27 protein-coding genes and 2 riboswitches are annotated in these 25,990 nt (G+C 43.6%); of the genes, 7 read left to right on the top strand and 20 right to left on the bottom strand.

Annotated features, from left to right (window positions below; translation table 11 throughout):
- Nucleotides 1-293: 293 nt before the first annotated feature.
- The 4 genes from FOF60_RS04580 to FOF60_RS04565 are packed head-to-tail and all read right to left on the bottom strand — an operon-like array spanning nt 294 to nt 3,373.
- On the bottom strand, nt 294-1,226 hold the full coding sequence (locus FOF60_RS04580; RefSeq protein ID WP_192469561.1) for a 5-oxoprolinase subunit C family protein: 933 nt from the start codon (nt 1,224-1,226) through the stop codon (nt 294-296).
- Complete coding sequence (locus FOF60_RS04575) at nt 1,223-1,990, bottom strand: LamB/YcsF family protein (protein ID WP_192469562.1); 768 nt, start codon at nt 1,988-1,990, stop codon at nt 1,223-1,225. The genes FOF60_RS04580 and FOF60_RS04575 overlap by 4 nt, the downstream gene beginning before the upstream one ends.
- A gap of 5 nt (nt 1,991-1,995) precedes the next feature.
- Nucleotides 1,996-2,712 (bottom strand): 5-oxoprolinase subunit PxpB, encoded by a 717-nt coding sequence (pxpB, locus tag FOF60_RS04570; RefSeq protein WP_192469563.1) that lies wholly within the window; start codon nt 2,710-2,712, stop codon nt 1,996-1,998.
- A gap of 28 nt (nt 2,713-2,740) precedes the next feature.
- On the bottom strand, nt 2,741-3,373 hold the full coding sequence (locus FOF60_RS04565; RefSeq protein ID WP_192469564.1) for a pyroglutamyl-peptidase I: 633 nt from the start codon (nt 3,371-3,373) through the stop codon (nt 2,741-2,743).
- 136 nt (nt 3,374-3,509) lie between these two features.
- Between FOF60_RS04565 and FOF60_RS04560 the strand changes: the two genes are divergently transcribed.
- Entirely contained in the window at nt 3,510-3,956 is a 447-nt protein-coding gene (locus FOF60_RS04560) for a GNAT family N-acetyltransferase (RefSeq protein ID WP_192469565.1), read from the top strand.
- Nucleotides 3,957-4,002: 46 nt separating this feature from the next.
- On the opposite strand, the gene FOF60_RS04555 is transcribed toward FOF60_RS04560, so the two are convergent.
- The 4 genes from FOF60_RS04555 to FOF60_RS04540 all read right to left on the bottom strand — a co-directional run bounded on the left by FOF60_RS04555 (nt 4,003) and on the right by FOF60_RS04540 (nt 5,774).
- On the bottom strand, nt 4,003-4,521 hold the full coding sequence (locus FOF60_RS04555) for a GNAT family N-acetyltransferase (protein WP_192469566.1): 519 nt from the start codon (nt 4,519-4,521) through the stop codon (nt 4,003-4,005).
- A 22-nt stretch (nt 4,522-4,543) separates the two neighbouring features.
- Nucleotides 4,544-4,672, bottom strand: a complete 129-nt coding sequence (locus FOF60_RS04550; protein ID WP_264647643.1) for a hypothetical protein — start codon at nt 4,670-4,672, stop codon at nt 4,544-4,546.
- An 11-nt stretch (nt 4,673-4,683) separates the two neighbouring features.
- Nucleotides 4,684-4,977: a hypothetical protein gene (locus tag FOF60_RS04545; protein WP_192469567.1), complete on the bottom strand. Its 294-nt coding sequence runs from the start codon at nt 4,975-4,977 to the stop codon at nt 4,684-4,686.
- A gap of 176 nt (nt 4,978-5,153) precedes the next feature.
- Complete coding sequence (locus FOF60_RS04540) at nt 5,154-5,774, bottom strand: cell wall hydrolase (RefSeq protein WP_251614525.1); 621 nt, start codon at nt 5,772-5,774, stop codon at nt 5,154-5,156.
- A 295-nt stretch (nt 5,775-6,069) separates the two neighbouring features.
- On the opposite strand from FOF60_RS04540, the gene FOF60_RS04535 reads away from it, so the two are divergent.
- The 3 genes from FOF60_RS04535 (at nt 6,070) to FOF60_RS04525 (ending at nt 9,303) form a co-directional block, all read left to right on the top strand.
- Nucleotides 6,070-7,278, top strand: a complete 1,209-nt coding sequence (locus FOF60_RS04535) for an MFS transporter (RefSeq protein ID WP_192469568.1) — start codon at nt 6,070-6,072, stop codon at nt 7,276-7,278.
- A 509-nt stretch (nt 7,279-7,787) separates the two neighbouring features.
- The gene (locus FOF60_RS04530; protein WP_192469569.1) at nt 7,788-8,510 is read left to right on the top strand and encodes a DUF3784 domain-containing protein; all 723 of its coding nucleotides are present in this window, start codon (nt 7,788-7,790) and stop codon (nt 8,508-8,510) included.
- Between the two features lie 166 nt (nt 8,511-8,676).
- Nucleotides 8,677-9,303 carry a nitroreductase family protein gene (locus tag FOF60_RS04525; RefSeq protein WP_192469570.1) on the top strand — a complete coding sequence of 209 codons (627 nt, stop codon included), beginning with the start codon at nt 8,677-8,679 and terminating at the stop codon, nt 9,301-9,303.
- Between the two features lie 27 nt (nt 9,304-9,330).
- Here the strand turns inward: FOF60_RS04525 and FOF60_RS04520 are convergent, their stop codons facing one another.
- The 8 genes from FOF60_RS04520 to FOF60_RS04485 all read right to left on the bottom strand — a co-directional run bounded on the left by FOF60_RS04520 (nt 9,331) and on the right by FOF60_RS04485 (nt 15,823).
- Entirely contained in the window at nt 9,331-9,990 is a 660-nt protein-coding gene (locus FOF60_RS04520) for a DsbA family oxidoreductase (RefSeq protein WP_264647690.1), read from the bottom strand.
- Between the two features lie 152 nt (nt 9,991-10,142).
- Nucleotides 10,143-10,595, bottom strand: coding sequence for a GNAT family N-acetyltransferase (locus tag FOF60_RS04515; protein ID WP_192469572.1), 453 nt, complete (start codon nt 10,593-10,595; stop codon nt 10,143-10,145).
- 112 nt (nt 10,596-10,707) lie between these two features.
- Nucleotides 10,708-11,556 carry an STAS domain-containing protein gene (locus FOF60_RS04510; RefSeq protein WP_192469573.1) on the bottom strand — a complete coding sequence of 283 codons (849 nt, stop codon included), beginning with the start codon at nt 11,554-11,556 and terminating at the stop codon, nt 10,708-10,710.
- Between the two features lie 279 nt (nt 11,557-11,835).
- Nucleotides 11,836-12,450, bottom strand: coding sequence for a protein kinase family protein (locus FOF60_RS04505; RefSeq protein WP_192469574.1), 615 nt, complete (start codon nt 12,448-12,450; stop codon nt 11,836-11,838).
- A 52-nt stretch (nt 12,451-12,502) separates the two neighbouring features.
- A complete protein-coding gene (locus tag FOF60_RS04500; RefSeq protein WP_192469575.1) occupies nt 12,503-12,901 on the bottom strand; it encodes a sporulation protein in 399 nt (132 codons plus the stop codon).
- A gap of 20 nt (nt 12,902-12,921) precedes the next feature.
- Nucleotides 12,922-13,047 carry an FbpB family small basic protein gene (locus FOF60_RS04495; protein WP_192469576.1) on the bottom strand — a complete coding sequence of 42 codons (126 nt, stop codon included), beginning with the start codon at nt 13,045-13,047 and terminating at the stop codon, nt 12,922-12,924.
- A 409-nt stretch (nt 13,048-13,456) separates the two neighbouring features.
- Nucleotides 13,457-14,737 (bottom strand): DUF5667 domain-containing protein, encoded by a 1,281-nt coding sequence (locus tag FOF60_RS04490; protein WP_192469577.1) that lies wholly within the window; start codon nt 14,735-14,737, stop codon nt 13,457-13,459.
- Nucleotides 14,738-14,826: 89 nt separating this feature from the next.
- Nucleotides 14,827-14,910, bottom strand: a riboswitch (cyclic di-GMP riboswitch).
- A 67-nt stretch (nt 14,911-14,977) separates the two neighbouring features.
- The gene (locus FOF60_RS04485; RefSeq protein ID WP_192469578.1) at nt 14,978-15,823 is read right to left on the bottom strand and encodes a pirin family protein; all 846 of its coding nucleotides are present in this window, start codon (nt 15,821-15,823) and stop codon (nt 14,978-14,980) included.
- A 181-nt stretch (nt 15,824-16,004) separates the two neighbouring features.
- Nucleotides 16,005-16,049: riboswitch (PreQ1 riboswitch) on the top strand.
- Between the two features lie 6 nt (nt 16,050-16,055).
- On the opposite strand from FOF60_RS04485, the gene FOF60_RS04480 reads away from it, so the two are divergent.
- Nucleotides 16,056-16,541 (top strand): QueT transporter family protein, encoded by a 486-nt coding sequence (locus FOF60_RS04480; RefSeq protein ID WP_192469579.1) that lies wholly within the window; start codon nt 16,056-16,058, stop codon nt 16,539-16,541.
- Nucleotides 16,542-16,782: 241 nt separating this feature from the next.
- Nucleotides 16,783-18,201, top strand: coding sequence for a glycoside hydrolase family 18 protein (locus FOF60_RS04475; RefSeq protein WP_192469580.1), 1,419 nt, complete (start codon nt 16,783-16,785; stop codon nt 18,199-18,201).
- A 39-nt stretch (nt 18,202-18,240) separates the two neighbouring features.
- On the opposite strand, the gene FOF60_RS04470 is transcribed toward FOF60_RS04475, so the two are convergent.
- Nucleotides 18,241-18,990: a 2-phosphosulfolactate phosphatase gene (locus FOF60_RS04470; protein ID WP_192469581.1), complete on the bottom strand. Its 750-nt coding sequence runs from the start codon at nt 18,988-18,990 to the stop codon at nt 18,241-18,243.
- 333 nt (nt 18,991-19,323) lie between these two features.
- On the opposite strand from FOF60_RS04470, the gene FOF60_RS04465 reads away from it, so the two are divergent.
- Nucleotides 19,324-22,383, top strand: a complete 3,060-nt coding sequence (locus FOF60_RS04465; protein ID WP_192469582.1) for an efflux RND transporter permease subunit — start codon at nt 19,324-19,326, stop codon at nt 22,381-22,383.
- An 86-nt stretch (nt 22,384-22,469) separates the two neighbouring features.
- Here FOF60_RS04465 and FOF60_RS04460 read toward each other — a convergent pair whose 3' ends face one another.
- The 3 genes from FOF60_RS04460 to FOF60_RS04450 all read right to left on the bottom strand — a co-directional run bounded on the left by FOF60_RS04460 (nt 22,470) and on the right by FOF60_RS04450 (nt 25,982).
- Entirely contained in the window at nt 22,470-23,435 is a 966-nt protein-coding gene (locus FOF60_RS04460; protein WP_264647689.1) for an MBL fold metallo-hydrolase, read from the bottom strand.
- A gap of 156 nt (nt 23,436-23,591) precedes the next feature.
- Nucleotides 23,592-24,254 carry an oxidoreductase gene (locus FOF60_RS04455; protein WP_192469584.1) on the bottom strand — a complete coding sequence of 221 codons (663 nt, stop codon included), beginning with the start codon at nt 24,252-24,254 and terminating at the stop codon, nt 23,592-23,594.
- Nucleotides 24,255-24,365: 111 nt separating this feature from the next.
- Nucleotides 24,366-25,982 (bottom strand): FMN-binding glutamate synthase family protein, encoded by a 1,617-nt coding sequence (locus tag FOF60_RS04450; RefSeq protein WP_192469585.1) that lies wholly within the window; start codon nt 25,980-25,982, stop codon nt 24,366-24,368.
- Between the last annotated feature and the right edge of the window lie 8 nt (nt 25,983-25,990).

The raw sequence follows: 25,990 nt of genomic DNA, 5'->3' as shown, positions 1-25,990 counted from the left end.
CGTTATCCCTCGAAACGCCCACAATGTATGGTTGTAGTAAAGCGTGTTATACAGCAGATTCACCATCATGAAAAATAAAATCGTCGAGTATTGCTTTTTCCATTGCGACCAGTCTATAAATTTATAAGCGAAAAAAATCCATACTGCTATGACCAATAATAAATACATGCTTCTCTCTCCCCAAAAATACTGATTTTATCAGTTATTACCGGGAGAAACTTTTTTATACCATACTCTTATTATCTTGATGGCATATTCAACCGAAACAAAAAATCCCTGCAGCCACAGGGATTTTAAACAGACAGGAACTTGAATAATTTTTTCTGTTTCAGATACTGTTCTTGTGCTTCTCTTATCGTGATTTCCTTAAAGCGGATCTTTGTTCCTGGCATTGCCTGGGCAAGCAATGGAATATCAACAGAAATCACAGTGGCTATTCGGGCATATCCGCCGGTTGTTTGCCGTTCTGACATAAGAATGATCGGCTGCCCGTTAGACGGAACCTGTATCCCTCCGAGCGGGATAGCATCGGAAATGATGTCAGACCCGCCGATTGGCGCCAGCTTTGGGCCCTCAAGCCGATATCCCATTCTATTCGATTGGGAAGTTATCGTATATTGACTTGATAGAAATCGATCCTTTGCAATCTGTGAAAATTTATCAGAGTGAGGTCCCAGGATTACCCGAATTTCCATTTCCTCTGCGTACTCAGGAATCAGGCTCGAATGCAAAAAGCAATTTCTCCTGACAAAAGGGCTTCCGTATACAATATCTCCTGACACTAATGCACGGCCCTTGAAGCCGCCAAGCCTTCCATTGATAAACGTGGACTTGCTGCCTAGAACAACCGGAACATCAATGCCACCGGCAAAACTTATGTAAGCTCTTGCGCCACTTTTAGCAGTTCCAAATGAAAGGATGTCTCCTTTTTTTAAAACAAAGCTTTTCCACATCGAGACTTTACTGCTATTCACCAGCGGCTCAAGGTCCCCCCCACAGATAGCGATGGATACCTCAGTCAATGCTTCAAGCCTCGGGCCAAGCACGGCAACTTCCAGCACGGCTTCACCAAGCGGGTTGCCGACAAGCAGGTTCGCCATTTGCATGGAATAAGAATCCATTGCACCAGAAGGACTGATGCCATACTGCTGATAGCCTGTTGTCCCTAAATCCTGTACAGTTGTTTGAAGTCCGGACTTTAGGATTTTAAAAATGGGTTCTGTCATTTTTCATCCCAGCCTCTGCCGACTTGGATGCCTTCTGCCCTTAAAGCTGCCTTCAATTTCACCGCAAAATGAAGTGCCTGAGGTTCATCACCATGGATGCAAATTGTATCTGCCTTCATCTCAATATCTGTCCCGTCAACACTTTCAACTTTTCCTTCCCGTATCATCCGGATTACTCTGCTGATCGCTAAATCAGGATCATGGATCATCGCGTTTGATTGTGTACGAGACGTCAGCGAACCATCTTGCTGATAGGTTCGGTCAGCAAACACTTCCTCCGCCACCAGCAGACCTCTTTCCTTCCCTGCTTTCACAAGGGAACTGCCTGCGAGACCGAATAAAGTGAGAGAAGGGTCGACATCGGCGACTGCAGTAGCAACAGCATCCGCAATTTCTTTATCTTTTGAGGCTATATTATACAGCGCACCGTGAGGCTTCACATGAACAACCCTAGTGCCGCGAGCCTTCGCGATTGCCGAAAGAGCGCCAATCTGGTAAATAATCAGATTATAAATTTCCTCAGCACTCATCTTCATTTCTCTCCTGCCGAAACCATGCAGGTCTGGAAAGCCAGGATGCGCGCCAATCCTCACACCGTGCGCTTTTGCCATTTTTACCGTTTCCATCATGACATTATGGTCACCAGCATGATAGCCGCAAGCGATATTGGCTGAAGTGATATGCTTTAACACTTCACTGTCGTTTCCAATTTTAAATATTCCGTAGCTTTCACCTAAATCACAGTTAAGATCCACAGATAACATTTACCTCACCTCTTTTCAAACCTGTTTACCTCGTATCCATCGCCCAGTTGTTTTATCGTTAAAAATTGCTCCTCACTAATTGGCACGAATTTAATATAATGACCTGAGCTGAACAGGAACGGCTCCTCCTTCTCTGGAGAAAACAAGGTTACCGGAGTGGTGCCAATGATCCTCCAGCCTGAAGGAACGTCGGCAGGATAAATACCTGTCTGATTCCCGCCAATTCCGACAGCACCCGGCATCACGTTTTGCCTTGGCGTCTCAAGCCTTGGTACAGCCAGCTTTTCAGGCAAGCCTCCCAGATAGGGAAACCCGGGCATGAAACCCATCATATAGATTAGGTATTCACGATTTGCATGAAGTTTGATGACCTCCTGTTCGTCCAGGCCGTGATAATTAGCGACATAAGCCAGATCCTGCCCCCATTCACCGCCATAACAGACCGGAATTTCATAGACAAGCGGCCTGTCTGGTTCAGATTGGCCCGTGGACATGCCCACTCTTTCAAGCTCATCTTTGAGAGAATCATAGGGTATGACTTCAGGGTGATAATAAATTGTCAGAGACGTATAGGCAGGCACCCATTCTGCAATGCCTCGTATATTTTCTTTTTCCAGTTTGCTAACGAAGGATTGTATTTGCCTGTTCGTTTTTTCATTTATTTCATTTCCAAACGACAATACTACTGCCAGATCACCAAGAGGCGAGATTACAAACTCCATATCATCCCTCCTTTTAAATAAGCTTCACTTACTGTCGCACTTCAACCATGACACAAGTTTCAACGATCACCTTCAATGCTTCAGCTATCGTTTCTTGTGGCAATGAAGGAAGGGATGGATTGAGTGCTGACATCTTAGTAGATGCCGGAAAATGGATGAACCCAGCCATGGTCTTTAGATTATTTTTGCGGATATGATTTAAAACAGCGTATAAGGTGTTATTGCAGATAAAGGTACCTGCACTGTTCGACACCGCAGCAGGAATATTCAACGCCTTTAGATTCTTCTCAATCAGACGATTCGGCAGGGTAGCAAATAATCCGTCTGGCCCATTCTCATCGATCATTTCATCTGTCGGGATATTGCCTTTATTATCTGGATATGGATCACCGGATCCTGTATCCTTCACATTGATTCCGATCCGTTCTGGAGTGATTGCCGTCCTGCCTGCTGCCAGTCCACAGGATATCACCACGTCAGGCTGGAAATCGTCCACCTTTTTAATCAACTCTTCTGCGCACTCATCATAATTGACTGGCAACAGAATCGTAGAGATTTCCACATTTTCAATCTCAAACTTTTCAGCTTCCAGCAGCAATTCCTCAGTTGGATTAATCTTCATTTTTCCAAACGGCTCAAAGCCGGAAATAAGTATTTTCATTTAGCAAACCTCGTTTCTCAGTTTCAACTCAAATTTCGATGTATTAAAAATTTTACTATAGTTAACTATGGATATATACCTTTTAAACTCGTAAAATTAGGTTTAGTTTAAATATTCCAATAATATAGGTGATGACATGGAAATAGAATACGGCAAAGCAACACAACTCGAATTGCAAGAAATTTTCAGCATGGCGGGTGTTAATAGAGCAGAGGCTACAGGGATTCAGGCTGATAATAACAAAGAAGAGATGATATCATCTTATTCCGATTCGCTTAACCATGGGGCTTATTTTCTTGTTGCGAGAACTCAGGATTCATTGATTGGCTGGGTACTGGTGGACCGAAGCCTGGACTGGTTCACGCATAAGGAAATCGGCTGGATCAGTGATGTGTATGTAAAAAAAGAGCACAGGCAGAATGGTGTCGCAAAATCGTTGATTGAACAAAGCCTGGTGGAGTTCAAGCACCTTGGCTATGATGATGTCCGTCTGAATGTATTTTCATTTAATGAAAAAGCAATTCGTTTATACGAAAAGCTGGGATTCAAAGATGTCAGCAAATTTATGAGGATTGAAATATAGGCTTAAAGAAAGAAACCCTGACTTGTGTGCAGGGTTTCATTTCAAATCAGAACAATTTCTCAAAGCAAACATATAACTCATGTCCTTCAGGCTTTCCATTCATCATTACTTTTCCGGTGATTCTATAGCCCCTTTTTTCATAAAAGCGGACCGCACCTTCGTTACCGGAATACGTATCCAGCCGAAGGGCACCATAGCCGTGATCCTTCGCAAAGTCCTCTGCAAACTGTAGCATCTTGCTGCCATATCCGCCACCCTGGGCAGACGGGTCAACACAGAACGAGTGGAGAATCAACGGCTTTCCTTTTGTTGCTGACCAATTTGCATTCTCCCATTCAGGAGCCTGCCACTCATCGAGGACCATCACGCCTATTGTGGATTCTCTTTTTTTCAATACAAACAACTCTTCACCCTGCATCGCATTTTCAAAGTATTCGTGGTTGGGATATTGCTCATCCCATTGCAGAATGCCTCTCGATTCAAGGTACTCTTTGCATTCCGCAAACATTGTTCCGATGACAAGCAAATCCTCTTCGGTTGCCCGTTCAATTTGTTCTACAGCCATAATTTTACTCCTTCACCGCAGATTATTCGCTGTCAGGCGTTACGTTAAAAAAGTTTGCACTCTTGTTCTTCTTCTTTTCTTCGTTTTTCTTCTTATCCATTTTCCCATCGGATTCATAACTTAACTTGAATTGATTGTCCCTTTTTTCCATCCTAATTCCTCCTAAATTGAAATACTCACATCGCCATCCTCGCTGATTTCAACTGTTGAATAGCTTTCAAAAGGCTCCATGCTCTTAAACTCTATCTTCCCATCATCCATCAACGATGCCATATACTGATTATAAGCATCACGATTTTTTACTATGTGGTAAAAGTAAACTCGTTTTCCTTCAGAAATATCTTCTTCTTTTTGGATAAATTGAGCTCCGAACCGGTTCGCAAACCATTCCCTTGCTTCCTCATGAGTACTGAAATCATCCAGGCTCGCAGCAATTTGGTCTATATCTATATTCAAACTTCACACCCCTTTTTTATAGGCTTGACGCATCATACATAAGCAGCTTTTCCAGAGTTGAGCTATAAGGCATCTGCTGTAAAAAGTGCCTAGTTTAAAAGATAGTTTGTTCCTTTTTTTACCGCGAAATGCATAAAAAGCACCGGTTTCTAAGAAACCGGTGCAGGTCGTACTCTTTAATATGCAAAGTGGTGATTGCCTATTTGTTTGGTCACTGTCCTTGTAAAAATCCATTGATCAGTCGCAAGCTTTGGATTGAAGTAATAAACGGAGCCATAGGAAGGATCCCATCCGAGCATTGCGTCCTTTACTGCATGATAAGCTGTATCATTCGGCTGAAGATTGTACTGGCCATCATTTACCGCTGTAAAGGCATTTCTTTGAAAAACGACATCATGGACGCTATCTGGAAAATCATTAGAATCTACTCTGTTCAAAATCACCGCAGCCACGGCAACTTGTCCCTGGTAACTCTCACCCCGGGATTCTCCATATACCACATGAGCCATCGTCTCGATTTCCTGAATCAGTTTGGACGTCTTCGGACCGACGCCTCCAGTCTGTTCGAGGCCAAAGTCCCTTTGAAGCTGCTTCACTGCTTCAACAGTGATTGGTCCATAATAGCCAGTTGTCGTCGTGTTAAAGTACCCGAGATTTTTCAAAATAGACTGCACATATGTAACATCTGTCCCAACTGAACCCATTCCAATGCTTGCTGCCTGAGCTCCTGTCTGCCCAAAGCCAAGTACAGAAGCAATCAATCCTGCTGCTGCCATCCTCTTTATGTACTTTTTCACTTTCCCACTCCCTCTTCTATTTCACTTATTATGTATGTTTTTACCAGATACCTAGCAGTACACCCCCTTTTTATATAACCCCTTTACATTTCCCTGTTTTACAAAAGGAAAACTCGTACAAAAGAATGGAAATCGTTATTTCAAATGGTAAAAATTTCTCAGTCCCGTATCTTTTTTCATCAAGTTAACGTTATGAGAATACATTATTAAAAATATTTAGCTTTACGAAGTTTCACTAATATCAGATAATTGAACATATGAAAAAATTCATTAGAAACCGTGAGGCACTATCAGTATGTGGAAAAATAAGAATGTCTGGATTTTATTAACCGGCGAGTTTATTGCCGGGTTAGGATTATGGCTTGGAATCATAGGAAATCTTGAGTTTATGCAGGAACAAATTCCTTCTGACTTTTTAAAATCGCTTCTGCTGGCTGCGGGATTACTGGCGGGCATTGCTGTCGGCCCACTCGCTGGAAGGTTGACCGACCAACACAGCAAAAAGACGGTCATGCTGGTATCCGGTTTCGTACGGATAATCAGTGTCGTTTTCATGCTGATCGCCCTTCAAACCAGTTCAGTATGGTGGATGCTTGTGTTCCTCGTGTTATTGCAAATATCTGCCGCTTTCTACTTTCCGGCACTCCAGGCAGCAATCCCGCTTGTTGTTAGTGAGAAGGACTTATTACAGCTCAATGGAGTCCATATGAATGTGTCCACGTTGTCTCGTATCATCGGGACTGCTGCTGCAGGAATTTTGCTTGTGGCCATTCCTTTAAATGCAGTTTATCTCCTTTCAATGGCTGCCTACATCGTCCTGTTCGGACTGACCTGGTTTTTGCAGTTTGATGAAAACAAGAAAAGCACTGCTGTTAAAGAAAGCGGGCAAAAACAAGGCTTTAAAGACGTGTTTCCTGTCATCGTCAAACTGCCGATTGTGATGATGACCTTGATTTTGACCTTGATTCCGCTGATTTTCCTGGGAGGCTTCAACCTGGTTGTCATCAATATCAGTGAACTCCAGGACAGTACTGCCATCAAGGGATGGATTTATACCGCGGAAGGTCTCGCCTTCATGAGCGGTGCATTTTTGATTAAAAAAATCAGCTATAAGTTTTCACCATATAAAATTCTGTTTGCAAGCTCGATGCTGATCGGCTTCTCCCAGCTTATGCTCTATTTTGCCAACCAGCCAGTGACGACGATCATCGCCTTTCTGTTGTTCGGATTTTCTGTAGGCTGCTTCTTCCCGACAGCTGCTACCATCTTCCAGACAAGAGTGCCAAAAGACTTTCATGGCCGTTTCTTCTCGTTCCGGAATATGATGGACCGCGTCTTCTTCCAGGTTGTCCTGTTAATGACCGGATTCTTGCTAGACGCAGTTGGCCTTCAGAATATGAGCGTCATGTTCGGTGCATTGTCGATCGCGATGACCACGGTCTTTTTCCTGAAATCACGCAATTTAAGAGCCTCCGCAGAAACCGAGCAAAGCATAAGCTCATAAAACTGTAAAAGCTGCCATGGAGAGAAACTGGCAGCTTTTATCTTTGGCATTAAGTGAGTTAGTAAATACGTGTTGCTGCTAATTAATTTAATGACGGACACTTTTCTTCTTAAATATCAAATTTCTGTCCGTCATCAAGGGCATGATGGACACTTTTCTTCTTAAATATCAAATTTCTGTCCATCATCGGGGGCATGATGGACACTTTTCTTCTTAAATATCAAATTTCCGTCCGTCATCAAGCGTATGACGGACACTTTTCTTCTTAAGTATCAAATTTCTGTCCGTCATCAAGGGCATGATGGACACTTTTCTTCTTAAATATCAAATTTCTGTCCGTCATCAAGCATATGACGGACACTTTTCTTCTCAAATATCAAATTTCTGTCCGTCATCAAACGCATGACGGACACTTTTCTTCTCTATTACCTAATTTTTTCCCGTATGTGAAACTTGTGTTCCTGGCAATCCGTATTATAAGAAAAGGAATTGTTCTGGAGGTGTTTTTGATGACTTTATTTATTGGGATCCAGCTTTTTATGGTCCTTCTGTTCCTGTTCTTCGGCTGGGCGATTGTGAAAAAGGAGTGGTACTGGCTGATATCCAACTTCAATGGCAAACCGAAGGATGAGCAGCAGCAATTAATCAAGAATGGCTATCCACAAAGGGTCGGGAAGCTGATGCTCGCCACGGCAGCGGGAATGGCCATTTTGCTGCCATTAAGTTTCACCTCTTTTCCATATTCGCTGGAAGTCCAGTTTGGCTTCATGATGTTATTCTTACTCGGCGGTCTGGTTTACCTGTCCAAATATGAAGTCAGGGAGAAGCGAAAGCGAAGCTATCTCTTCAGCAGCCTTCTCGCTATTGGAACGATTGGGTTTGTGGTGGGACTTTACTTTTTGGGGTATCAGGACTTTGAACTTAAGGACTATGGTGATTCTTTTGAAATCACAGGCATGTATGGCGAAGAATGGGACTACGCAGACATTCGTCATGTGGAACTTCTGGAGGAAATGCCCGAAGTGACATGGAAAGAAAATGGGTTCGGCCTTGCAACGTTGGCAAAGGGCCATTTCAAGGTAAAGGATTACGGGAGCAGCCTGCTCTTTATCCACAAAGATTCGCAGCCTTATTTATTTATAGAAACGGATCATGATAAGATATTTATCAATAGCAAGAGTTCGAAAGAAACGGCAGAATGGTATGAATTACTGTCTGAAAAGACTAAGTGAGGGTGTCCCGTGAAAACGGGCACCCTTAATTTGTGACTCTCCTTTAACTTCCCAAAGTCAGTTATTGGAATGATAGATTCCGGTCATACTGTTTGACTTCATCACTTACTAATAGTAACCTATATACTGCTTACTAAAAGTAACTACATCTTTGGAGGAATTTATAATGAATACATCTGAGACAAGCCTGTCCAGTGTCATAAGTGAACGGCGTTCTGTCAGAAAATATGACCCTGACTTCAAGATGTCACGGGAAGAGATTTTAGATATTTTAAAAGAAGCTGCCCTTGCACCATCTTCAAGCAATCTTCAGCCATGGAAGTTCATCGTCATCCAGGACGAGGAAACAAAAAAAGAACTGAGAATGATCGCCAATAATCAGGAGCAGGTCGAAACTTCTTCTGCTGTGATTGCAGTTCTAGCTGACAGAGAAATGTACCGTAACGGCGAAAAAGTATACCGCAGTTCATTTGAAGCTGGATATATGGACGAAACAACAATGAACAGAATGATTGAGAATACCAATAAATTATACCCTGCTGCACCCGTCGGAATGAGGGAGAACATCGCGTCTTTCGATGCCGGCCTTATTTCCATGCAGATCATGCTGATTGCCAGAGCCCGAGGTTATGATACAGTTCCAATGGGCGGGTTCAACAAGCAACAATTCATCGAAAAATTCAACATTGATGAGCGCTATATGCCAGTCCTTCTCCTCCCTATCGGAAAGGCGGCTGTGCCAGGACATCCTACAACCCGTATACCGGTTGAGGAAATCGTGGAATTTATATAAAGACAAAGAAAAGAACTAGTCACAGGACTAGTTCTTTTTATTAGGAATTTCACAACCATCGTCATCACAAATCATCCCGTCATCGCCGCTCAAAACGGTGATTTCATTCTCGGCAATGACTTTCTTCAGTGATTGAACAATCACATCAGTCGGCTGTGCACCGGTAATCGCATACTTTTTATTGATCAGGAAGAATGGTACACCTGTGATGCCGTACTGCTGGCCAGTACTTTCATCTGCACGGACTTCATCGGCCATTTCATCGCTGGCAAGCATTTTCTCTACTGCTTCACGGTCCAGCCCCACTTCAACAGCCAATTCTGTCAATGTTCCATGATCGCCAATGTGCTTCGAATCGGTAAAATAAGCGCGCAATATTCTTTCGGTCATCTCTGCCATAAGCCCATGCTTTTTCGCAAACATCGTCAAACGGTGAGCATCAAATGTATTGGTCAAGATGAGCGTGTCGATATTATATTCCAGGCCTGATTCCTTTGCCATCTGCACCATATTTTGCGTGCTTGCTTTCGCCTGGGCAATGCTCATCCCATATTTTTTTGAAAGAGCTTCATACATATTATAATCAATATCCCGCTTCATGTTCGGATCAAGTTCAAAGCATCGATATGTCACTTCAATCGGGTGATCAATCTGTTTAATAGCGTCATCCAGACGCCTTTTGCCAATATAGCAGAACGGTCAAGCAAAGTCAGTCCACATTTCAATTTGCATGTCGGATCCCTCCAGTTGGTTATTTCACAATATAGTATAGGTGTTAACCTTGTAAAATACACGAAATTCGACTCGGGGAGTGCAGGCTTACCAATCCAGAAGTGGTTCTATTCTATTTCATAAACCATCCAGTCTGATTGTCTTCCCCCCATTTTATTGTAAAGGCTTTGGGCAATATAATTATCCTTGGCCGTTTCCCATGTCATATAGGCAAATCCATTCTCCCTGATATAGTTGAGGCATTTCTCAAAGAGCTGCTCGCCTATCTTCTGCCCTCTTGCGTCGTCTGCAACGAATAAATCATTCAGAATGGCTGCCCTTTTTACCTGTAGGGTGCTGAATGTAAAATATAATGTGGCAAACCCCAAAAGCTTCCCCTCTTTTTCAGCCACAAACTGCAAACCTGAGTCTGGATGTTCCATTACATGTTGAATTAAATGAATCAGTTGAGCTTCTTCAGGCTTGGGTTTCTTGTAAAATTCGACAATGTATCGTGTCATCAGATGGTATAAATCTGGAATATCTCTTTTTTCAACCGTACGAAAAATCAGCTCAGCCATAGTTTTGCCTCCATTATTAATTAGAAATTTATCCTTTTGATATTCTCTTTTTGAAAGACAAATCCTCTTTATTCTGACCGCAAAAAAAGCTGCCTGAGCAGCTTTTTCGAATCTATGCATTTTGCAGAGTCTGGATCTCTTTGAATGCCTGATGAAGATTTGATTTCACCATAATGCCCTCAAGGTTCAGACCAAGCGTTACCATTGTATGGGCAACCTCTGGACGGATACCGGTCATGATTGTTTGTACCCCTACAAGTGACAGGGCGTTGATGACCTTGAACAGCTGGTCCGCAACCATCGTATCCACAATCATTACCCCGGACACATCAAAGATGAGGTGAGTAAGTTTGAGTTTTACAGCCTGGTCCAATGTTTCTTCCATCAATAGCTGGGCTCTTTCAGTATCAACGTTCCCGACAAGAGGCAATACACCGACTCCAGGCATTAATGGGACGACTGGCACTGACAGTTCCAGCAACGCTGTTTTGGCATTTTCAAGGCTCTTTTGGTGCGCGTCGACAAACGTTAGGCTGAAGCTGTATATAGCATGGTCCATTAATGGATCAATTATATCTAATACACCAAAGATGGCAGAAGCGGACATATCCTTCGCTTCTTCTTTGATTGCTTTCCAGATATGCTCTCTGTAATAGCTTGTATCTTTTAGTGCTTCATCTAATGATGCACCGAGTTTGTAAATATACTCTCCGGTTTCTTTTCCCCAGTTTGTAATTTCCCCAAAAACCTTCTCCTGGTCTTCATGTTCAATCAATGCCTGGCCGAAAATTTCAATGAAGTTCGCTCGGATCTCAAGAATCTGCTGTTCAATTTTTCCAAGGTCATATTTCTGTGCTTCCGTTAAAACTGCTTCAGAATACCTATCTTCGTGAACAGCCTTAGCGATTTCATGCTTCCTGCTGACAATTGCTTCTCCTAATGCTTGCAGTTCTGTGGTCATTTAGATTCCTCCATGTGTTCAATGACAATTTAATATATATGCTTCTACAATTTATCTTCCAAAATGCACTGTTATAAACCATCATAACGCAGGTTCAGAATGCAGGACAAGTTTTTGAACTTATAGCCCATGGGCCATCTTGTTCTGCTAGACGAGTGAGGCAGCTTTTTTGCCTTCTGGCGCTCCGTACAGGAATATGTAATGAATAAAGACTGTTTCTTATACCTTGCTTCGTAGAAAGCTCATCGAGAAAAATAAAAAGAGGACTGCAGCCATGCATTAATTAATAGATGGCAGCAGTCCTTTTTTATAAATAAAAGCAATTATATTCATAGCAGGTTCTGGCATTTTTTTCGGAAAGCGGTCATGCCTGTAAAATTTATAAAAGGCAGTTTTTAAGTCCTCCCACTGGGAACATCGCTTTGTCTGCCTGAATCGAGCTACATCTATAAGCTTGACTTCATCATCTGGAGTGATGATAATGTTCCGCAAATGTATGTCGGATGGGTTCAATCCCTTCTCTCTTGCAAGCTTAAGGGCTTGATCGACTTCCTCAATGTGGCCCGCGGCAATCGGCATGCCATTCACCAAGCATTGATAGAGTGTCATACCCCGGACATAATCCATTACCAGATAATTACTTCCCGATTCATGAAGAGCAGGGAAAAAGGGATTTCCAGCAAGCTCCTTATAAATCCCCGCTTCTTCTGCTGCAACCTTTTCAAACTGTGGAAAAAAAACCTTTAAAACAAGATCCGTTCCTTTGATTCTGAAAGCGAATGCACTTCTACCTTCTCCAACCAGCTTTAGTGATGAATCTTTATGAACTAAAGCTGCTTTTGATCCTCGGATTGAATAAACAACACTGTTTGCCAAGTGTCCATATTGATTCATTCTATTGCTCCCTTCTCTATTTCCCTAAAAGGTGAAAAAGGTTTTTTCATACTCACTGATTCCCTTTTACCACCTTGATCATATCTTCATCCCAGCTTTCTGTTCCCTGCTTAAAAACAAGCTTGGTTTTAAAATGATAAGAAATATCCTTATTTGAAGGAGGAACATCATCTGGCAGCAGGAAGGTGAACGGCACATCATCATTCCCATTCGGCTGGATCCTTAACGGCACATCAATTGTTACAGTATCCAGTACCTTTTCAGCTTCCGACTTCAGGTTAACCATGACAAGAGCACACTCAATCAACTGCAGGTCCTGGTCAACCGTTCCGCCCTTGATCAAGAATTTTCCATTCACTGACTCCCCAGGGATTAAAACATCCTTCTCCAAAATCAGGTCAATCTGGGCGGATCCTACTCCGAGCAAAGACATATACTTCCTTAATAACATCCTGTTCCTCCGTCTATTAACTATTTTGGATTGGTGTATTTGTCATCAAGCCGCTTCTCAATTATCTCGATCCGCTTTTGGTCTGCTAACAATTCTTCCTTGTTCTTTTTGACAAGCTCATTAAAACTAATCTTTAATTTCTTCACAACATCCACACTCCAATACTTAAATTTATGTTGATCGTTAGGAAAATGCCTCTTTATATCTATAGAAGATTTATAAAATGTTTCTACATTCCTTGCTCTTGCACATGCTTGTGGGAAACCCTTTTTTTTGATCTTATAAGGTTACCCATAAAAATACCTTCACCCGCTCAGGTGAAGGTCTGAAAACAAATAAAGACCTTCACCAAATATGGCAAAGGTCTTGCTAACAACTATCGTTGCCAACAAAGCCGGGAGTGATCTCCGTAATGACGACTCTGTTGTGAAAGCTACTCCCCTTTAGGAGAAACTATTCAAATGTATACGATTATGATACATGACAGTGCGCATTCCGTCAATTGATTGGAATCAAACTGGGAGGTAGTGTTCTAGCATTGACTCTTGATAACTTTTACTTACCGTTATTTTTGCCTTTTTCCTTGTTTCCCTTTTCATCACCCTCATCGTCCTGCTCATCATCATCTTCGTTGGCTTCATCTTCTTGTTTTTCTTTATTTTTCTTGGCTTCTTCACGTTTTCTTTCTTCTTCTTCCTTGGCTTCTTCACGCTTTCTTTCTTCTTCTTTTTTAGCTTCTTCACGCTTTTTTTCTTCAGCTTTTTTAGCAGCTTCTTTTTGTTGCTCTTCAGCTTTTTTGGCAGCTTCCTTTTGTTGCTCTTCAGCTTTTTCGGCTGCCTCTTTTTGCTTGGATTCTGCTTTCTTTTCTTTCTCTAGTTGTTTTTCTTCGGCATTTTTCGATGCTATAGCTTGCTTCTCTTCAGACTTCTTTTCATCTTTTGCAATACTTTGTGCTGAAGCAGCACTTACCTGCTCGACAGTGGAATTTTCAGTGGCTGTCTCATCACTTTCATTTTCATTTACAGCTTCAGTTTCCTCCACTTGCTGTTCGGTATCTTCTGTGTTGCTCTCTTTTTCGGACGCATCGGTATTTTCATCAGTTTCTGTATCTTCATCTTTTTCTTCTTCAGATTCCTGTTTTTTGCCTGATGCGAGACCTTTCATTTGCGAAGGATGGACACCTAGCTGCTTGGCTGCCTGGCCGAATCCGATCTTTTCTTCTGTATATAAAGCAGTGATTTCCTCTACTGTTTTACCAGCTGCTTCTGCCAGCCAGAAGATTTGGGCGATTTGGCCATATCCCAACTCCTGTTCACGCAGCTGAGCAACCATTTCCTGGTCCAAATCTTCCACTACATTAGCAACGATCTTTGCTTGTTCCGTTGCTTCTTCAACCTCTTCCTTCAGCTCATCCTCAAGTTCTTCAGTCAACTCATCTTCAACTTCAGATGCTTCTTCAAGCCCTTCCGTCAGACTTTCTTCCCCTTCAGCATCGGTCCCATCTTCTACAATCACTTCCGTTACCTTTTCCTGGGCTTCCTCAAGTGCCGCTAAGTATTCCTCAAAGGCAGCTTGAACGAATTCTGCTTTTTCTTCAGCTGACATCGCTGTGGCTTCAGCCAATCTCTCGTTTGCGAATTCAAGCAAAAGCTGGGCTTCTTGTTCATCATCGAAGGTTACCAGAATCTTCAATTCCTCAAACAATTGATCAAACGTAAATAAAAACTCGTCAGGAGTCGTACCCGGATCTACCGTTTCGACTATCTCATCTGCAGAGACTCCTGTTCCAAAAGCCAGCATTCCTGTCAATAATGTTGATGCTAAAATCTTCTTCATTCCAATACCTCCACTTTTACCATATTGGAATTAAAATCGACAAAAAAAGTGCTGTCCGAAGAGCAGCACATACATAAGATATGTGAATCTTCGGCAACTGGCTGGCATGGTCGATGACTTTAGCCCCTGTAGCTTTGCGTCCCCAGATTTCCCTGGGTTTGCCATTATCGGATTTTAATTCTACTTTTATCTTACTTTTTCGACAGAGAAAAATAAATAGAAAGTTTTAAAAAGTTTAGGTTATTCAGCCGCCTTGCCGAATTTCCCTTCCTGATAATCACGGTAAGCCTGGCGAATCTCCTCCATCGAATTCATCACGAACGGTCCGTAGGCGACCACTTCTTCTTTGATTGGCTTACCGGAGTATACCAAAACGCGGGATCGCTGATTTGCTTTTAGTAAAATTTCACTTAGGCCTTCGCCGCCGTCTTTAAAGGTCAATGTTGCTGCGGAAGACTTTTTAAGGTTTGTTTGGCTTGAACCTGCCTCTATATCACCTGAAAGTACGTAAAGGAATGCGTTATGTCCTTCGGGTAATTCATATGCGAACTCCGCTCCCTCAGCCAGCTGAATTTCTGATAGGGTAAAAGGTACCAGTGGTTCGAGTGGTCCTTTCACTCCGGCAGTTTCTCCTGAGTACACCTTTAAGGTACCGCCTTCGAACTGGACTACAGGAGCGTGTTCGGAATACACATTTTGGTAAGAAGTGGTTGTCCCTTTTAAATCCTTAGGCAGATTCAGCCAGAGCTGCAGTGTATGCGCTATGTCATTGTCTACTGCCTCTTCAGCATGCCGCGCACCACTGCCAGCGTTCATGTACTGGATGTCACCAGACTCCAGGATGCTGTGGCCGCCATGGTTGTCAATGTGCTCTAGCCTGCCATCAATGATATACGTGATTGTCTGGAAGCCGCGATGCGGGTGATCGGAAAAAGTACCACGCTTAAACCAGTCCTCCGCCATTAAAATGAAGGGGTCCAATTCCCTCCAGTTCTGGGGATTCAGCACAAGTCCTGCCTGGACATGCGGCATCCCTCTTTCCTCATATTGAACTGTCCAATGTTTATTGACATCTCTTTTGAACATTTTGAAAACCCCTTTTAACGAACTGTAGTTACTATCCCTAAATTATAACAATCCCGCGACATATTTTAAAATAAAGATACTTTAAACTGAGATATTCATTGTTGGCCCAATATCTATTATTCTAAGAAAAATTATATTGTGAGAAGGCCTTTTATCCTATATAATATTAAATTGGCTTTTAAATAACGTGGTTCGTAACCATCCCACGTAAAAAAACTAGGAGAGATGAAAAATGAATACTAGAACGATTGTCCGGAACGGGATTCTGGCTGCTTTATATATTGCCGTTTCTGCCGTCATCCAGCCATTTGGCTTTACCAATGTACAGTTCCGCGTGTCGGAAATGTTTAATCACCTGATTGTTTTCAATAAGAAGTATTTCTTCGGAATAGTATTAGGTGTATTTTTAACAAACCTGCTTTTCTCGCCAATGGTCGCCTATGACCTCGTCTTTGGAGTCGGCCAGTCAGTATTATCCCTGCTGATTACGATTTTCACAGCCAAATATATTAAAAGTATCATCGGCCGTATGATTGTGAACACATTAGTCTTCACGTTCACGATGTTCCTGATTGCGATTGAACTGAACCTGGCATTCCAATTGCCATTCTGGTTCACATGGCTGACAACGGCTGCAGGTGAATTCACGGTAATGGCCATAGGTATACCTGTCATGCTTGCGATTCACAAACGAGTAAACCTTGAAAAACTAGTTTAAGATAGATGAAAACGCATGGACAGGGTGTCCATGCGTTTTGTTATGGGCTGAACCAGTTTCCAACAAGATTTTCACCATACAAGTCAGCGATTTTAATATCTTCTCTTTCGTTTTTTCAATTTCCTCGCCGTAAAATTTTTTTTCAAATCCTATTTAGAGATTAATAAACGATCCTCCTTCAACATATAATTCCTTTTTTGCTCATAGCATATTGTAGGACTTTTTCCTGAGGGGGTTCATTATGATCATTCATGTTGTGCAAAGAGGGGAAGCTCTGTGGCAGATTTCAAGCAGATATCAGGTCAGCGTAACACAAATCAGCGAAATTAATGGCCTGGAAAATCCAAACCAATTGGCCGTGGGCCAGGCTTTGCTTATTCCATCTTATGATGCTTTCCATTCAGTTCAATATGGTGAGGCATTGTGGTCAATTGCCCAGCGTTACGGAACGACCGTAGATGCCATTATCCGGGCCAATGCCATCACCAACCCTGCTCTGATCTATCCTGGAACCGTTCTCCGTATACCCGCAGCCCGCCACACCATTCAACGTGGCGAAACCCTATGGCAAATTTCCCAGCGTTATGGTGTAACCGTACAGTCAATCATCAAGGCCAATCAAATCCAAAATCCGAATCTGCTGTATCCAGGGACGATTCTCGTCATTCCAAAACCTAAACCAACGATTGAATCCAATGCCTTTACCTACCATTCTGACGAAAAGGCCATTGAGCTGGTCGGCGAAGTTGCCGATCTGATGACCTATATCGCTCCGTTCGCTTATGTCATCCAGCCTGACGGATCGCTTGTCCTTTATATGAAGGATGATACCGAAGCTATCCAGACAGGACTGGCACAAGGGGCACTGCCAATGATGTCGATCACCAACTTTACAGCCACTGAAGCCGGAGAGAATATTGCCCATGAGGTTCTCGCCAGTGAAGCAAATCGCGCCACTCTCCTTAATAATATCCTTTCCGTCATGCGTGAAAAAGGTTACCGGGGCCTTAATATCGACTTTGAAAATGTCCTTCCTGCCGACCGTGAGCTTTATAATACATTTCTTCAGGAAGCCGTTGATGCTCTTCATAAAGAAGGCTATTTCGTTTCAACTTCCCTTGCGCCGAAAGTCAGGGCAGACCAGAAAGGATTATTGTATGAAGCGCATGATTATCCCGCACACGGCAGGATAGCAGATTTCGTCGTATTAATGACCTATGAATGGGGATACCGCTATGGTTCACCTCAGGCTGTTTCACCTTTGAATGAAATTCGCAGAGTGCTTGATTATGCGGTTACTGCGATTCCAAGGAATAAGATTCTAATGGGCTTTCAGCTATATGCCAGGGACTGGATCATCCCGCATGTTCAGGGCCAGGAAGCTGAAACATACAGTCCGCAGGAAGCAGTCAGCCGCGCCATCAAATATGGAGCAGCGATCCAGTATGACACAGTGGCCGCCTCACCATATTTCCGCTATACCGATGAACAGGGCCGGCAGCACGAAGTATGGTTCGAAGACGCCCGAAGTGCCCAGGCAAAATTTGATTTGATCAAACAGTACAACCTGCGCGGCGTCAGCTACTGGGTGCTCGGCTATCCATTCCCGCAAAACTGGGCATTGCTGGAGGATAACTTTAATATAAAAAAATTAACATAGCTTCTGTTTGAAAGTGTCTGGCTTCAAGCCAGGCACTTTCTATTTATATATGATAAACCTTCCTTTTTTTAAAACGGGCACGATGTCCGTAAGATTTAATTGACTGCAATAGTGGACATCTTCCTCAAAACCTCTCTCGCGCAATTCACGTCCGCTGCCTGAATCCCAAACCAATTCCTTTAATCGAGATTCCGAACTTTTATAAGCTCCAGCGCATACCTCAGCTTCCGGGGATTTCCTGCCGCCAAGTTCTGCAAGGATTGCCCCGGCTCCTAAATAATCTTCAATCGAAGGCCTGAGCCGATCTTCATTTTCACGAGCATCATTCCACATTTCCCCGCAAGGAATGACTGTAATGTCTGCTCCTGTTTTCTGCTGCAGCTTATCGGCTAGAAAAGCTGCTGCTGAAGCATTTAGGAATGAGCCAATCAATAACGCCGGCACCCTGGAAGCAATCCACGAACAATATGCACCATTAAGAGAAGTTAAAACATACCGCTCGTTCCGATGCTCCTCATTAAATGTCACCGGCGATAAGGTGGGATATCCCCTCCTTGCTGCTTCTGCCCTGCCAAGTATATACTTTGCCCCAATGCTGCTCGCGTATTTTTTCCCGTCGAGATTTGGTGGATATGGAAAGATCACTGCCCCTGCGCTCAATGCAGCGACAATGGTGGACGAAAAGCTAAGTACATCAACAATGATGATTATGTCTCCACGCTCCGCTGCATCTCTCGCCCCGCGCCTTCCCCATTCCAGTTTGCATTCATAAGGAGACTGACTGAACATTTGAACCCACCCTCTCATTTTTCTATGGATGTTATTTATTCTCCTTTTTGCAGCCTACTCCTTCTCAGTCTTCAGCCCTATATTAAAATCTGTCTCTGGCTCATTATGGGACTCTACATCAAGGGATAAAATGGAAATATCTTAAAGGAACTAAAAAAAATTCTATTTTCCACTCAGCTTCCCATACTTAATTAGGTATTTTTATGGAAATGTAATTATAAATTTACAAAATTATAGTTATATTTTCCTATAAAAGTGTGTATAATCTGTCTTCGGGTGCATAAAATAGAAATTTTTTACATTCCTATTTTACGATAATATTGGGAGGATTTTATGAATTTATTAAGGTTTATTGTCCAAAGAAAGATTTTAGTCAGTTTAATGGTTGTATTAGTTTTATTGATTGGCAGCTTTTCAGTTTTAAAGCTGGATAAGGAGCTCTTTCCATCGATTAAAATGGATGGTGCTTATGTAGAAATCTATGCTGGGGAGATGCCGGCGATTGAAGTCGAAAGATCAATCACTTCCCCGCTTGAAAAAAAGATTCTTGGAATTGAAGGGGTTGAAGAAGTCCTTTCAAGCAGCAACATTGGGAAGAGCTCCATGCAGCTGACGATTGAACGGGGGCGCGGTGAGGAAGTATTCAAGGAAGTCGAGTCAGTGGTGAATTCCACTACCTCCGATATAAGCGGTGTCAAAGACGTGATGACCGGACAATTTGGCACTAGTCAGGCTTACGACTTTTTCATGGATGTTTCTGGCACTGACATGGAGAAGATGACAGCCTTCGCTAAGAACATACTGGAACCGAGACTGGAAGCTCTCCCTGAAGTACATGATGTCTCGCTGTCAGGCAGCGTTGAAAAAGAAGTGACAGTTGAACTAAAGCGTGACGAACTTTTTAAAAATGGGCTTGATGCAGCACAGGTGATAGGGGCAATCCAGCAGGCAAACAATGAAGCAACCCTGGGCCAGCTGAACAATGAAACAAACTCTCCTTCCCTTAGATGGAATACACAGCTGGAATCTGTTGAGAATGTTAAAAACCTGCAGGTCCCGGCAGCGAACGGTTATATTAAATTATCACAGATTGCTGACGTAAAACTACAGCCACTGGAAAGTTCCTCATTCGTCTGGAAAAATGGCTCCAAGGATTTCATTTTTGTCCAGGTAGGCAGAGTAGCCGATGCCACTCAAATCGAGATGGCGGAAGCTGTGCGTGAAGAAATCAAACAAATTCGCGAGGAAGGCTTGATCAGCGGCGTGGAATTGAATGAAATGGTCGCTCAGGCGGACTATGTTAAGGACTCAATTGATGGAGTGACGAGCAATATCCTGATTGGTGCTGCTATTGCCGTTGCCATCCTGATGCTGTTCTTAAGAAATATCCGCGCTACATTGATCGTCGGACTATCGATTCCAACATCGGTGCTGCTCACTTTCGCTTCTATGTGGGTTTTTGGTTACAGCTTCAATATGCTGACCCTGATCGGTCTCGGACTTGGAATCGGAATGATGGTCGATTCATCCATCGTTATTCTCGAATCCATTTACCGTAAGAAGGAGCTAGGCTTAAAGAGTCTGGAGGCAGTCATTAAAGGAACCCTGGAAGTAGCCACAGCCGTTCTGGCTTCGATGCTGACGACAATTGTCGTTTTCGCACCAATCGGCCTGCTTGGCGGTGAGATGGGATCTTTCATGATCATCCTTTCTGTTGTCGTCGCCATCACTCTCATTAGCTCTGTAATTGTTTCTTTCACTCTGATTCCTTCTTTATCCGAAAAGTTCCTGAAGCTGAAAAAGAAAGAAAAGAACAGCAAGGAAAGCCGGCTTGTACGAGGGTACAGCAATATGATTTCCTGGACCATCAAGAAAAAGCGCCACAGCTTTGCTGTCATCGGCCTGTTCTTCCTGATGCTCATTGGATCTCTGATGCTGGTGACAAAGATTCCAATGACCATCATGCCGGACATGATGAACCGTTATGCTGAACTTTTGGTGACCGTCGAACCGGGACTGAGTCTGGAAGAGAAGCAGGAAATCGTAACTGAAATGAACAAAACATTAGACGGAATTAAAGATGTTGAATCAAACTATGTAATGGATAATGGCAACATGCTGTACACCATCATCAACATGACAAAAGGCGATGAAATTACAAGAGAACAAAAAGACGTAAATGAAGAAATTCTCAAGTCATTAAGAGGTCTTGAGGAGAAGGTTCCTTTGAAGAGCGCAGCAGCAGCCATGTCTGGAGGCGGCGGGTCCCCTGTTCAAATCAATATCTCCGGCGAAAGCTTTGATGAACTCAACACAATCGCTGATGGGTTTATCGAAGAGCTTAAGTCTATTGAAGGAATCGTCGCGGTCGAAAATTCAATTGAAAGGACTTCAGTTGAACAAGTCGTCCAACTGAATGAGTCTGAAATTGAAAGAGCAGGATTGTCACAGCCGCAGATCAAGCAATTCATCGAGCAGGCCTTTTTACAGATGCCTGTAGGTGAACTGAAAATCAACGAGGAGAACGTTCCGTTAAAAGTGAAGTGGGATGAAGAGATGACAACCAAATCCGCTTTGCTTGACCTGAAAGTCCCAACTCCTTCAGGTGAGAAAAAGCTCTCTGAGTTCATCTCTTTGAAAAGCGTAGAAAATCCAAACGAAATCTCACACAAGGATGGCGAACGATATATCTCGATTTCGGCGGATATTGAAGGAAAAGACCTTGGGACCATCAACCGTGAAGTCCAGAAGCTAATGGACAAATATGATGTACCAGAAGGCTACAGCATCGCACCTGCAGGAGATCTGGAGCAGCAGCAGGAAATGGTTCAGGATATGGTTCTGATCCTGGCGATTTCCATCTTCCTTGTCTACCTGGTCATGGCCGTCCAGTTCAACCACCTGGGCCACCCGCTGATCGTCATGTCCGTCATTCCGATGACCATCGTCGGAGTCATCCTTGGATTATTCCTGACTCAGCAGGAATTAAGCATCATGTCCGGAATGGGCATCATCATGCTGATTGGTATTGTTTTGAACAACGCGATATTATTGATCGACCGCACGAATCAGCTGCGAAACGAAGGGTGCACTGTTCAGGAAGCACTTGTCGAAGCAGGCAAAAACCGCATCCGCCCAATTTTGATGACAACACTGACAACAGTCGGCGGCATGCTGCCACTGGCATTGGCTTCAGGAGGATCGGGCAATTACCAGGCACCAATGGCTACAGCCATTATTGCCGGCCTGAGCTTTGCAACACTGATCACTTTGCTGCTTATCCCGGCTGTTTACCGCATTTTCACAAGAAATGCTGAAAAGCGCAGCTGGCTCAGCAGGAAAGCCAGGAAAAAGCAAGAAGCCATCACAACTATTCCAGAAGTATTGAGTTAAATAAATGAGGCAAAACGATTAATTCATCGTTTTGCCTCTTTTTTATGGAGATAGCACTGCTCTGTCATTTCTTGGTTTTAGAATCTTCATTCAATACGCCACCAGGCTGATTTCGAATGTTCATCAGCACTTGCTGTAATACTCTCGCCTATCTTTGGTGTGGCGATATCAACTCCTGCTTCTGCCGCTGCCCGGACTGCCCTCTCGACCGGATCATGCCATGCATGAAGCGACAGGGTAAAGGCTCCCCAATGCACCGGAACGAGCAGCCCTCCCTTTACATCCTGATGTGCCTGTACAGTTTCTTCCGGCAGCATATGGATCGCCGCCCAGCGAGCGTCATACTGGCCGCATTCCATCAGGGTTAAATCAAAGGGACCGTATTTTTCGCCTATTTCTTTAAAATGCGGACCATATCCGCCATCGCCGCTGAAAAAGATGTTAGTCTCCCGGCCTTTTATGACCCAGGAGCACCAAAGCGTGGCATTCCTGTCAGTAAGACTTCGGCCTGAAAAATGACGGGCAGGAGTACAGGCAAGCTGGAGCCCCTCGAAGGTGAATTCATCCCACCAGTCATGCTCCTGAATGACTTCTGGAGAGATTCCCCAGCGCTGCAAATGTGCTCCTACTCCGAGTGGAGCGATAAAGTTTTTCACCTTGTCCTTTAGCTTCATGATCGAACCATAATCGAGATGGTCGTAATGGTCGTGTGAAAGCACAATTGCATCTACTACCGGCAGTTCTTCTATCTTAAAAGGCAGCTCCCTGCTGTACCGCTCATTTCTCACCGGGAAAGGAGTGGGCGCTTTTCCGAACATCGGATCGAATAAAAGAGTTTTGCCTTCAATCTCCAGCAGGAAGGCGGAGTGACCAAACCAGGTGACTCTCGCTGCTGCCTCTTTTTTTGATCCAGGTACATAACTTGCCATCGGAAGTGGTGCTTCCGGCCTTCTCTCCGGACTTCCTTTTAAAAAGTCCTTCATCATTGAAATCATCGAGCTGAAGCTTGTATCCCATGAAGTTTCCACCTGGTTGGCAAACTTGCCGTTCACATATTGCGGAGACCTCGCGTATATGGATTTTCTTTTTTTCGTATGCTTACCGCCAAAAGCCGGATAGTACTTCAAAATTGCAAAGGCTGCAAATACAATCACAGTCAGGATTATTAGTATATTTAACATGATCTCTACCTCATTAGCGCTGATTGATCATCGGCCCATTTCATGGATTTTTTCAGAAGGATATACGGTAAGTCCGGGCGCATCCTTCTGGGCCGCTTGATACATGGCTGACGCTACTGTCCTGCCTTCGATGGCTTTGAATTTTTTGAGTGGCCCCTTAAAGAGAAAAGGCACTTTTGTAAAAATAGCGGCTGCCGCACTCTCACCAAGCCTAAATTCATCCCGCTCTCCCAATAACAATGATGGACGGAAGATTGCTGTTGTTTCAAAAGGAATTTGCTTTATTTCTTCTTCAAGCTTCCCTTTCATTTTCGGATAGAAGATTGGGGATTCAGGATCGGCATTCATCGAGCTGACAAGCAAAAATTTCTTCGCTCCCTGTGAACTGGCCAATCTGGCAATCGCCACTGGATAATCGACATCTATTTTCCACATCGCTTCCTTCGTCTTCGCCTTCTTGATCGTCGTCCCCAGGGCGCAGAAGACATCATCAACAGAAAAAACCTCATTATATTGATCCAGTTGATCGAAGTCCACAATCCGTTCATCCAGTTTAGGATGATTAATCTCAACCGGCCTTCTCACAATCGCAACAACTTTATCGTATTCATTACCATTCAATAAAAACTGCAAAAGTTCTTTTCCAATCAAACCGGTCGCACCGGCAATCAAAGCTGCTTTACCCGCCAAGCAAGTAACCCCCTAATAGATAGCATGATACTCTATTATTTCACAATTTGGCTGATAAGAAAATTTTAAAAGCAGGAAAGCCAGCCCGCATTTGGACTGGCTGAATTGAGTTTAGTTTACCTTTCGTTCCTTTTGTAACTGGGCCCTTCTTGCTGCGATGATCAAATCTTCTACCGGAGATACACGTCCAAGTTCGTCTTTATGAACAATATGTTTCCTTTCGAATTGTGTTGGGCTGTCAATTCCAGCAGCCGCTGCCAAATTGTAGAGTCCTTCACGCAGGGAAATGATATAGTTGGCAACCCGGTACATTTTTTCTTCTACAACCAGCCCATCCTGCAGCTTTTTATCTGTAGTAGCAACACCTGCAGGGCATGTATTCGAGTGGCATACCTGTGCCATGATGCAGCCGACGCTGATCATCATCCCGCGGGCGATATTCACAAGGTCCGCTCCCATAGCCAGGGCAATGGCGATTTTATCAGGAGTAATCAGTTTTCCTGATGCAATCAGCTTCACTCTGTCTCTGATTCCATATTGGCGGAGCATTTCATCCACAACAGGAAGCGCTGAGTTGATCGGAAGGCCAACCGTGTCAGCCAGCTCCTGATAGGTTGCACCCGTACCGCCTTCACCGCCGTCAACCGTAATGAAGTCAGGGCCTTTCCCGCTATCCTTCATGTAGGAAATCATGTTTTCAAGCGCATCCATATCACCGACGACAATCTTGATTCCAACCGGCTTTCCGCCAACCGAACGCAATTCCTCAATCCAATCAAACATGGAAGGGACATCGCTGAACTCATAAAATCTGTTCGGACTGTTAATTGTCTTCCCGACTTCAACAAGGCGGATTGCTGCAATTTCTTCGGTTACCTTTTCTCCTTCAACATGGCCCCCGCGTGTTTTCGCTCCCTGGGCAAGCTTGATTTCAAAAGCTTTAACCTGCGGCATTTCACTCTTCTTCTTGAACTCTTCCCACGAAAACTCGCCGTTCGGCTTGCGGACTCCAAATAAATCCGGCCCGATTTGCATCATGATATCCGGATTTCCGGCGAGGTGATGATCAGACAACCCGCCTTCACCTGAATTCATCCATGTTCCGCCCGCCAGTCCGAGGCCTTTGGACATCGCCTGGATTGCTTTTTCCCCAAGTGCCCCATAGCTCATCGCAGACTGGCCTACCTGTCCTTTTACACGGAATGGATAGCGGCAGGTGTACTCGCCAAGCACGACGGCATCATCATCCTTCAGATAATAAGGGTCAGCCAGCTTTTCCTCGCTATGCTCTTTCCTTGTAAAAAGACCCTCGCCATCAATCTTGTAAACTCTTGTTTTAATTTTTTCCGCATTATCGACCTTCATTTCATTCGTCAATTTAGGAAAAAGTGTATTCCTTATATAAAAGCCTTCAGCCTCAAAATCCTTCAACGACCCAAAACCTATTAACCTTTCTTTATACTTGCCCGCCTTGACGACATCCTGGTATTCCTTGCGTGAAAAAGGCTTCCCTTCATTGTCAGCGTTAAACAAATACTGTCTTAGCTCCGGACCAATATGCTCGGTAAAATAACGAACCTTTCCAAGCACGGGGAAATTCCTTAAAATTGAATGCTGCTGCTGGTTATCGTCTTTAATATATAAATAGATAAATAGAAGGACCGGCACCAGGATAATCAAAGCTATGAATATAAACAAGCCGATCACTAGATAGTCCGTCAAACCCATAGAAATCC

Source organism: Mesobacillus jeotgali (genome assembly GCF_014856545.2).
Taxonomy (GTDB): domain Bacteria; phylum Bacillota; class Bacilli; order Bacillales; family Cytobacillaceae; genus Mesobacillus.
The sequence above is the reverse complement of the archived record's forward strand: the minus strand, read 5'-3'. Positions and strand labels throughout refer to the sequence as shown.

Coding starts and splice junctions, on each gene's coding strand:
- FOF60_RS04575 (WP_192469562.1), bottom strand. CDS start 1,990: ATGTTATCTGTGGATCTTAACTGTGATTTAGGTGAAAGCTACGGAATA.
- FOF60_RS04450 (WP_192469585.1), bottom strand. CDS start 25,982: ATGGGTTTGACGGACTATCTAGTGATCGGCTTGTTTATATTCATAGCT.
- FOF60_RS04515 (WP_192469572.1), bottom strand. CDS start 10,595: ATGGCTGAGCTGATTTTTCGTACGGTTGAAAAAAGAGATATTCCAGAT.
- FOF60_RS04505 (WP_192469574.1), bottom strand. CDS start 12,450: ATGAATCAATATGGACACTTGGCAAACAGTGTTGTTTATTCAATCCGA.
- FOF60_RS04550 (WP_264647643.1), bottom strand. CDS start 4,672: ATGGAAAAAAGGGACAATCAATTCAAGTTAAGTTATGAATCCGATGGG.
- FOF60_RS04565 (WP_192469564.1), bottom strand. CDS start 3,373: ATGAAAATACTTATTTCCGGCTTTGAGCCGTTTGGAAAAATGAAGATT.
- FOF60_RS04485 (WP_192469578.1), bottom strand. CDS start 15,823: ATGTTCAAAAGAGATGTCAATAAACATTGGACAGTTCAATATGAGGAA.
- FOF60_RS04510 (WP_192469573.1), bottom strand. CDS start 11,556: ATGACCACAGAACTGCAAGCATTAGGAGAAGCAATTGTCAGCAGGAAG.
- FOF60_RS04580 (WP_192469561.1), bottom strand. CDS start 1,226: ATGACAGAACCCATTTTTAAAATCCTAAAGTCCGGACTTCAAACAACT.
- FOF60_RS04555 (WP_192469566.1), bottom strand. CDS start 4,521: ATGGCTGTAGAACAAATTGAACGGGCAACCGAAGAGGATTTGCTTGTC.
- FOF60_RS04490 (WP_192469577.1), bottom strand. CDS start 14,737: ATGAAGAAGATTTTAGCATCAACATTATTGACAGGAATGCTGGCTTTT.
- FOF60_RS04465 (WP_192469582.1), top strand. CDS start 19,324: ATGAATTTATTAAGGTTTATTGTCCAAAGAAAGATTTTAGTCAGTTTA.
- FOF60_RS04525 (WP_192469570.1), top strand. CDS start 8,677: ATGAATACATCTGAGACAAGCCTGTCCAGTGTCATAAGTGAACGGCGT.
- FOF60_RS04470 (WP_192469581.1), bottom strand. CDS start 18,990: ATGTTCAGTCAGTCTCCTTATGAATGCAAACTGGAATGGGGAAGGCGC.
- pxpB (WP_192469563.1), bottom strand. CDS start 2,712: ATGGAGTTTGTAATCTCGCCTCTTGGTGATCTGGCAGTAGTATTGTCG.
- FOF60_RS04530 (WP_192469569.1), top strand. CDS start 7,788: ATGACTTTATTTATTGGGATCCAGCTTTTTATGGTCCTTCTGTTCCTG.
- FOF60_RS04560 (WP_192469565.1), top strand. CDS start 3,510: ATGGAAATAGAATACGGCAAAGCAACACAACTCGAATTGCAAGAAATT.
- FOF60_RS04480 (WP_192469579.1), top strand. CDS start 16,056: ATGAATACTAGAACGATTGTCCGGAACGGGATTCTGGCTGCTTTATAT.
- FOF60_RS04500 (WP_192469575.1), bottom strand. CDS start 12,901: ATGTTATTAAGGAAGTATATGTCTTTGCTCGGAGTAGGATCCGCCCAG.
- FOF60_RS04475 (WP_192469580.1), top strand. CDS start 16,783: ATGATCATTCATGTTGTGCAAAGAGGGGAAGCTCTGTGGCAGATTTCA.
- FOF60_RS04535 (WP_192469568.1), top strand. CDS start 6,070: ATGTGGAAAAATAAGAATGTCTGGATTTTATTAACCGGCGAGTTTATT.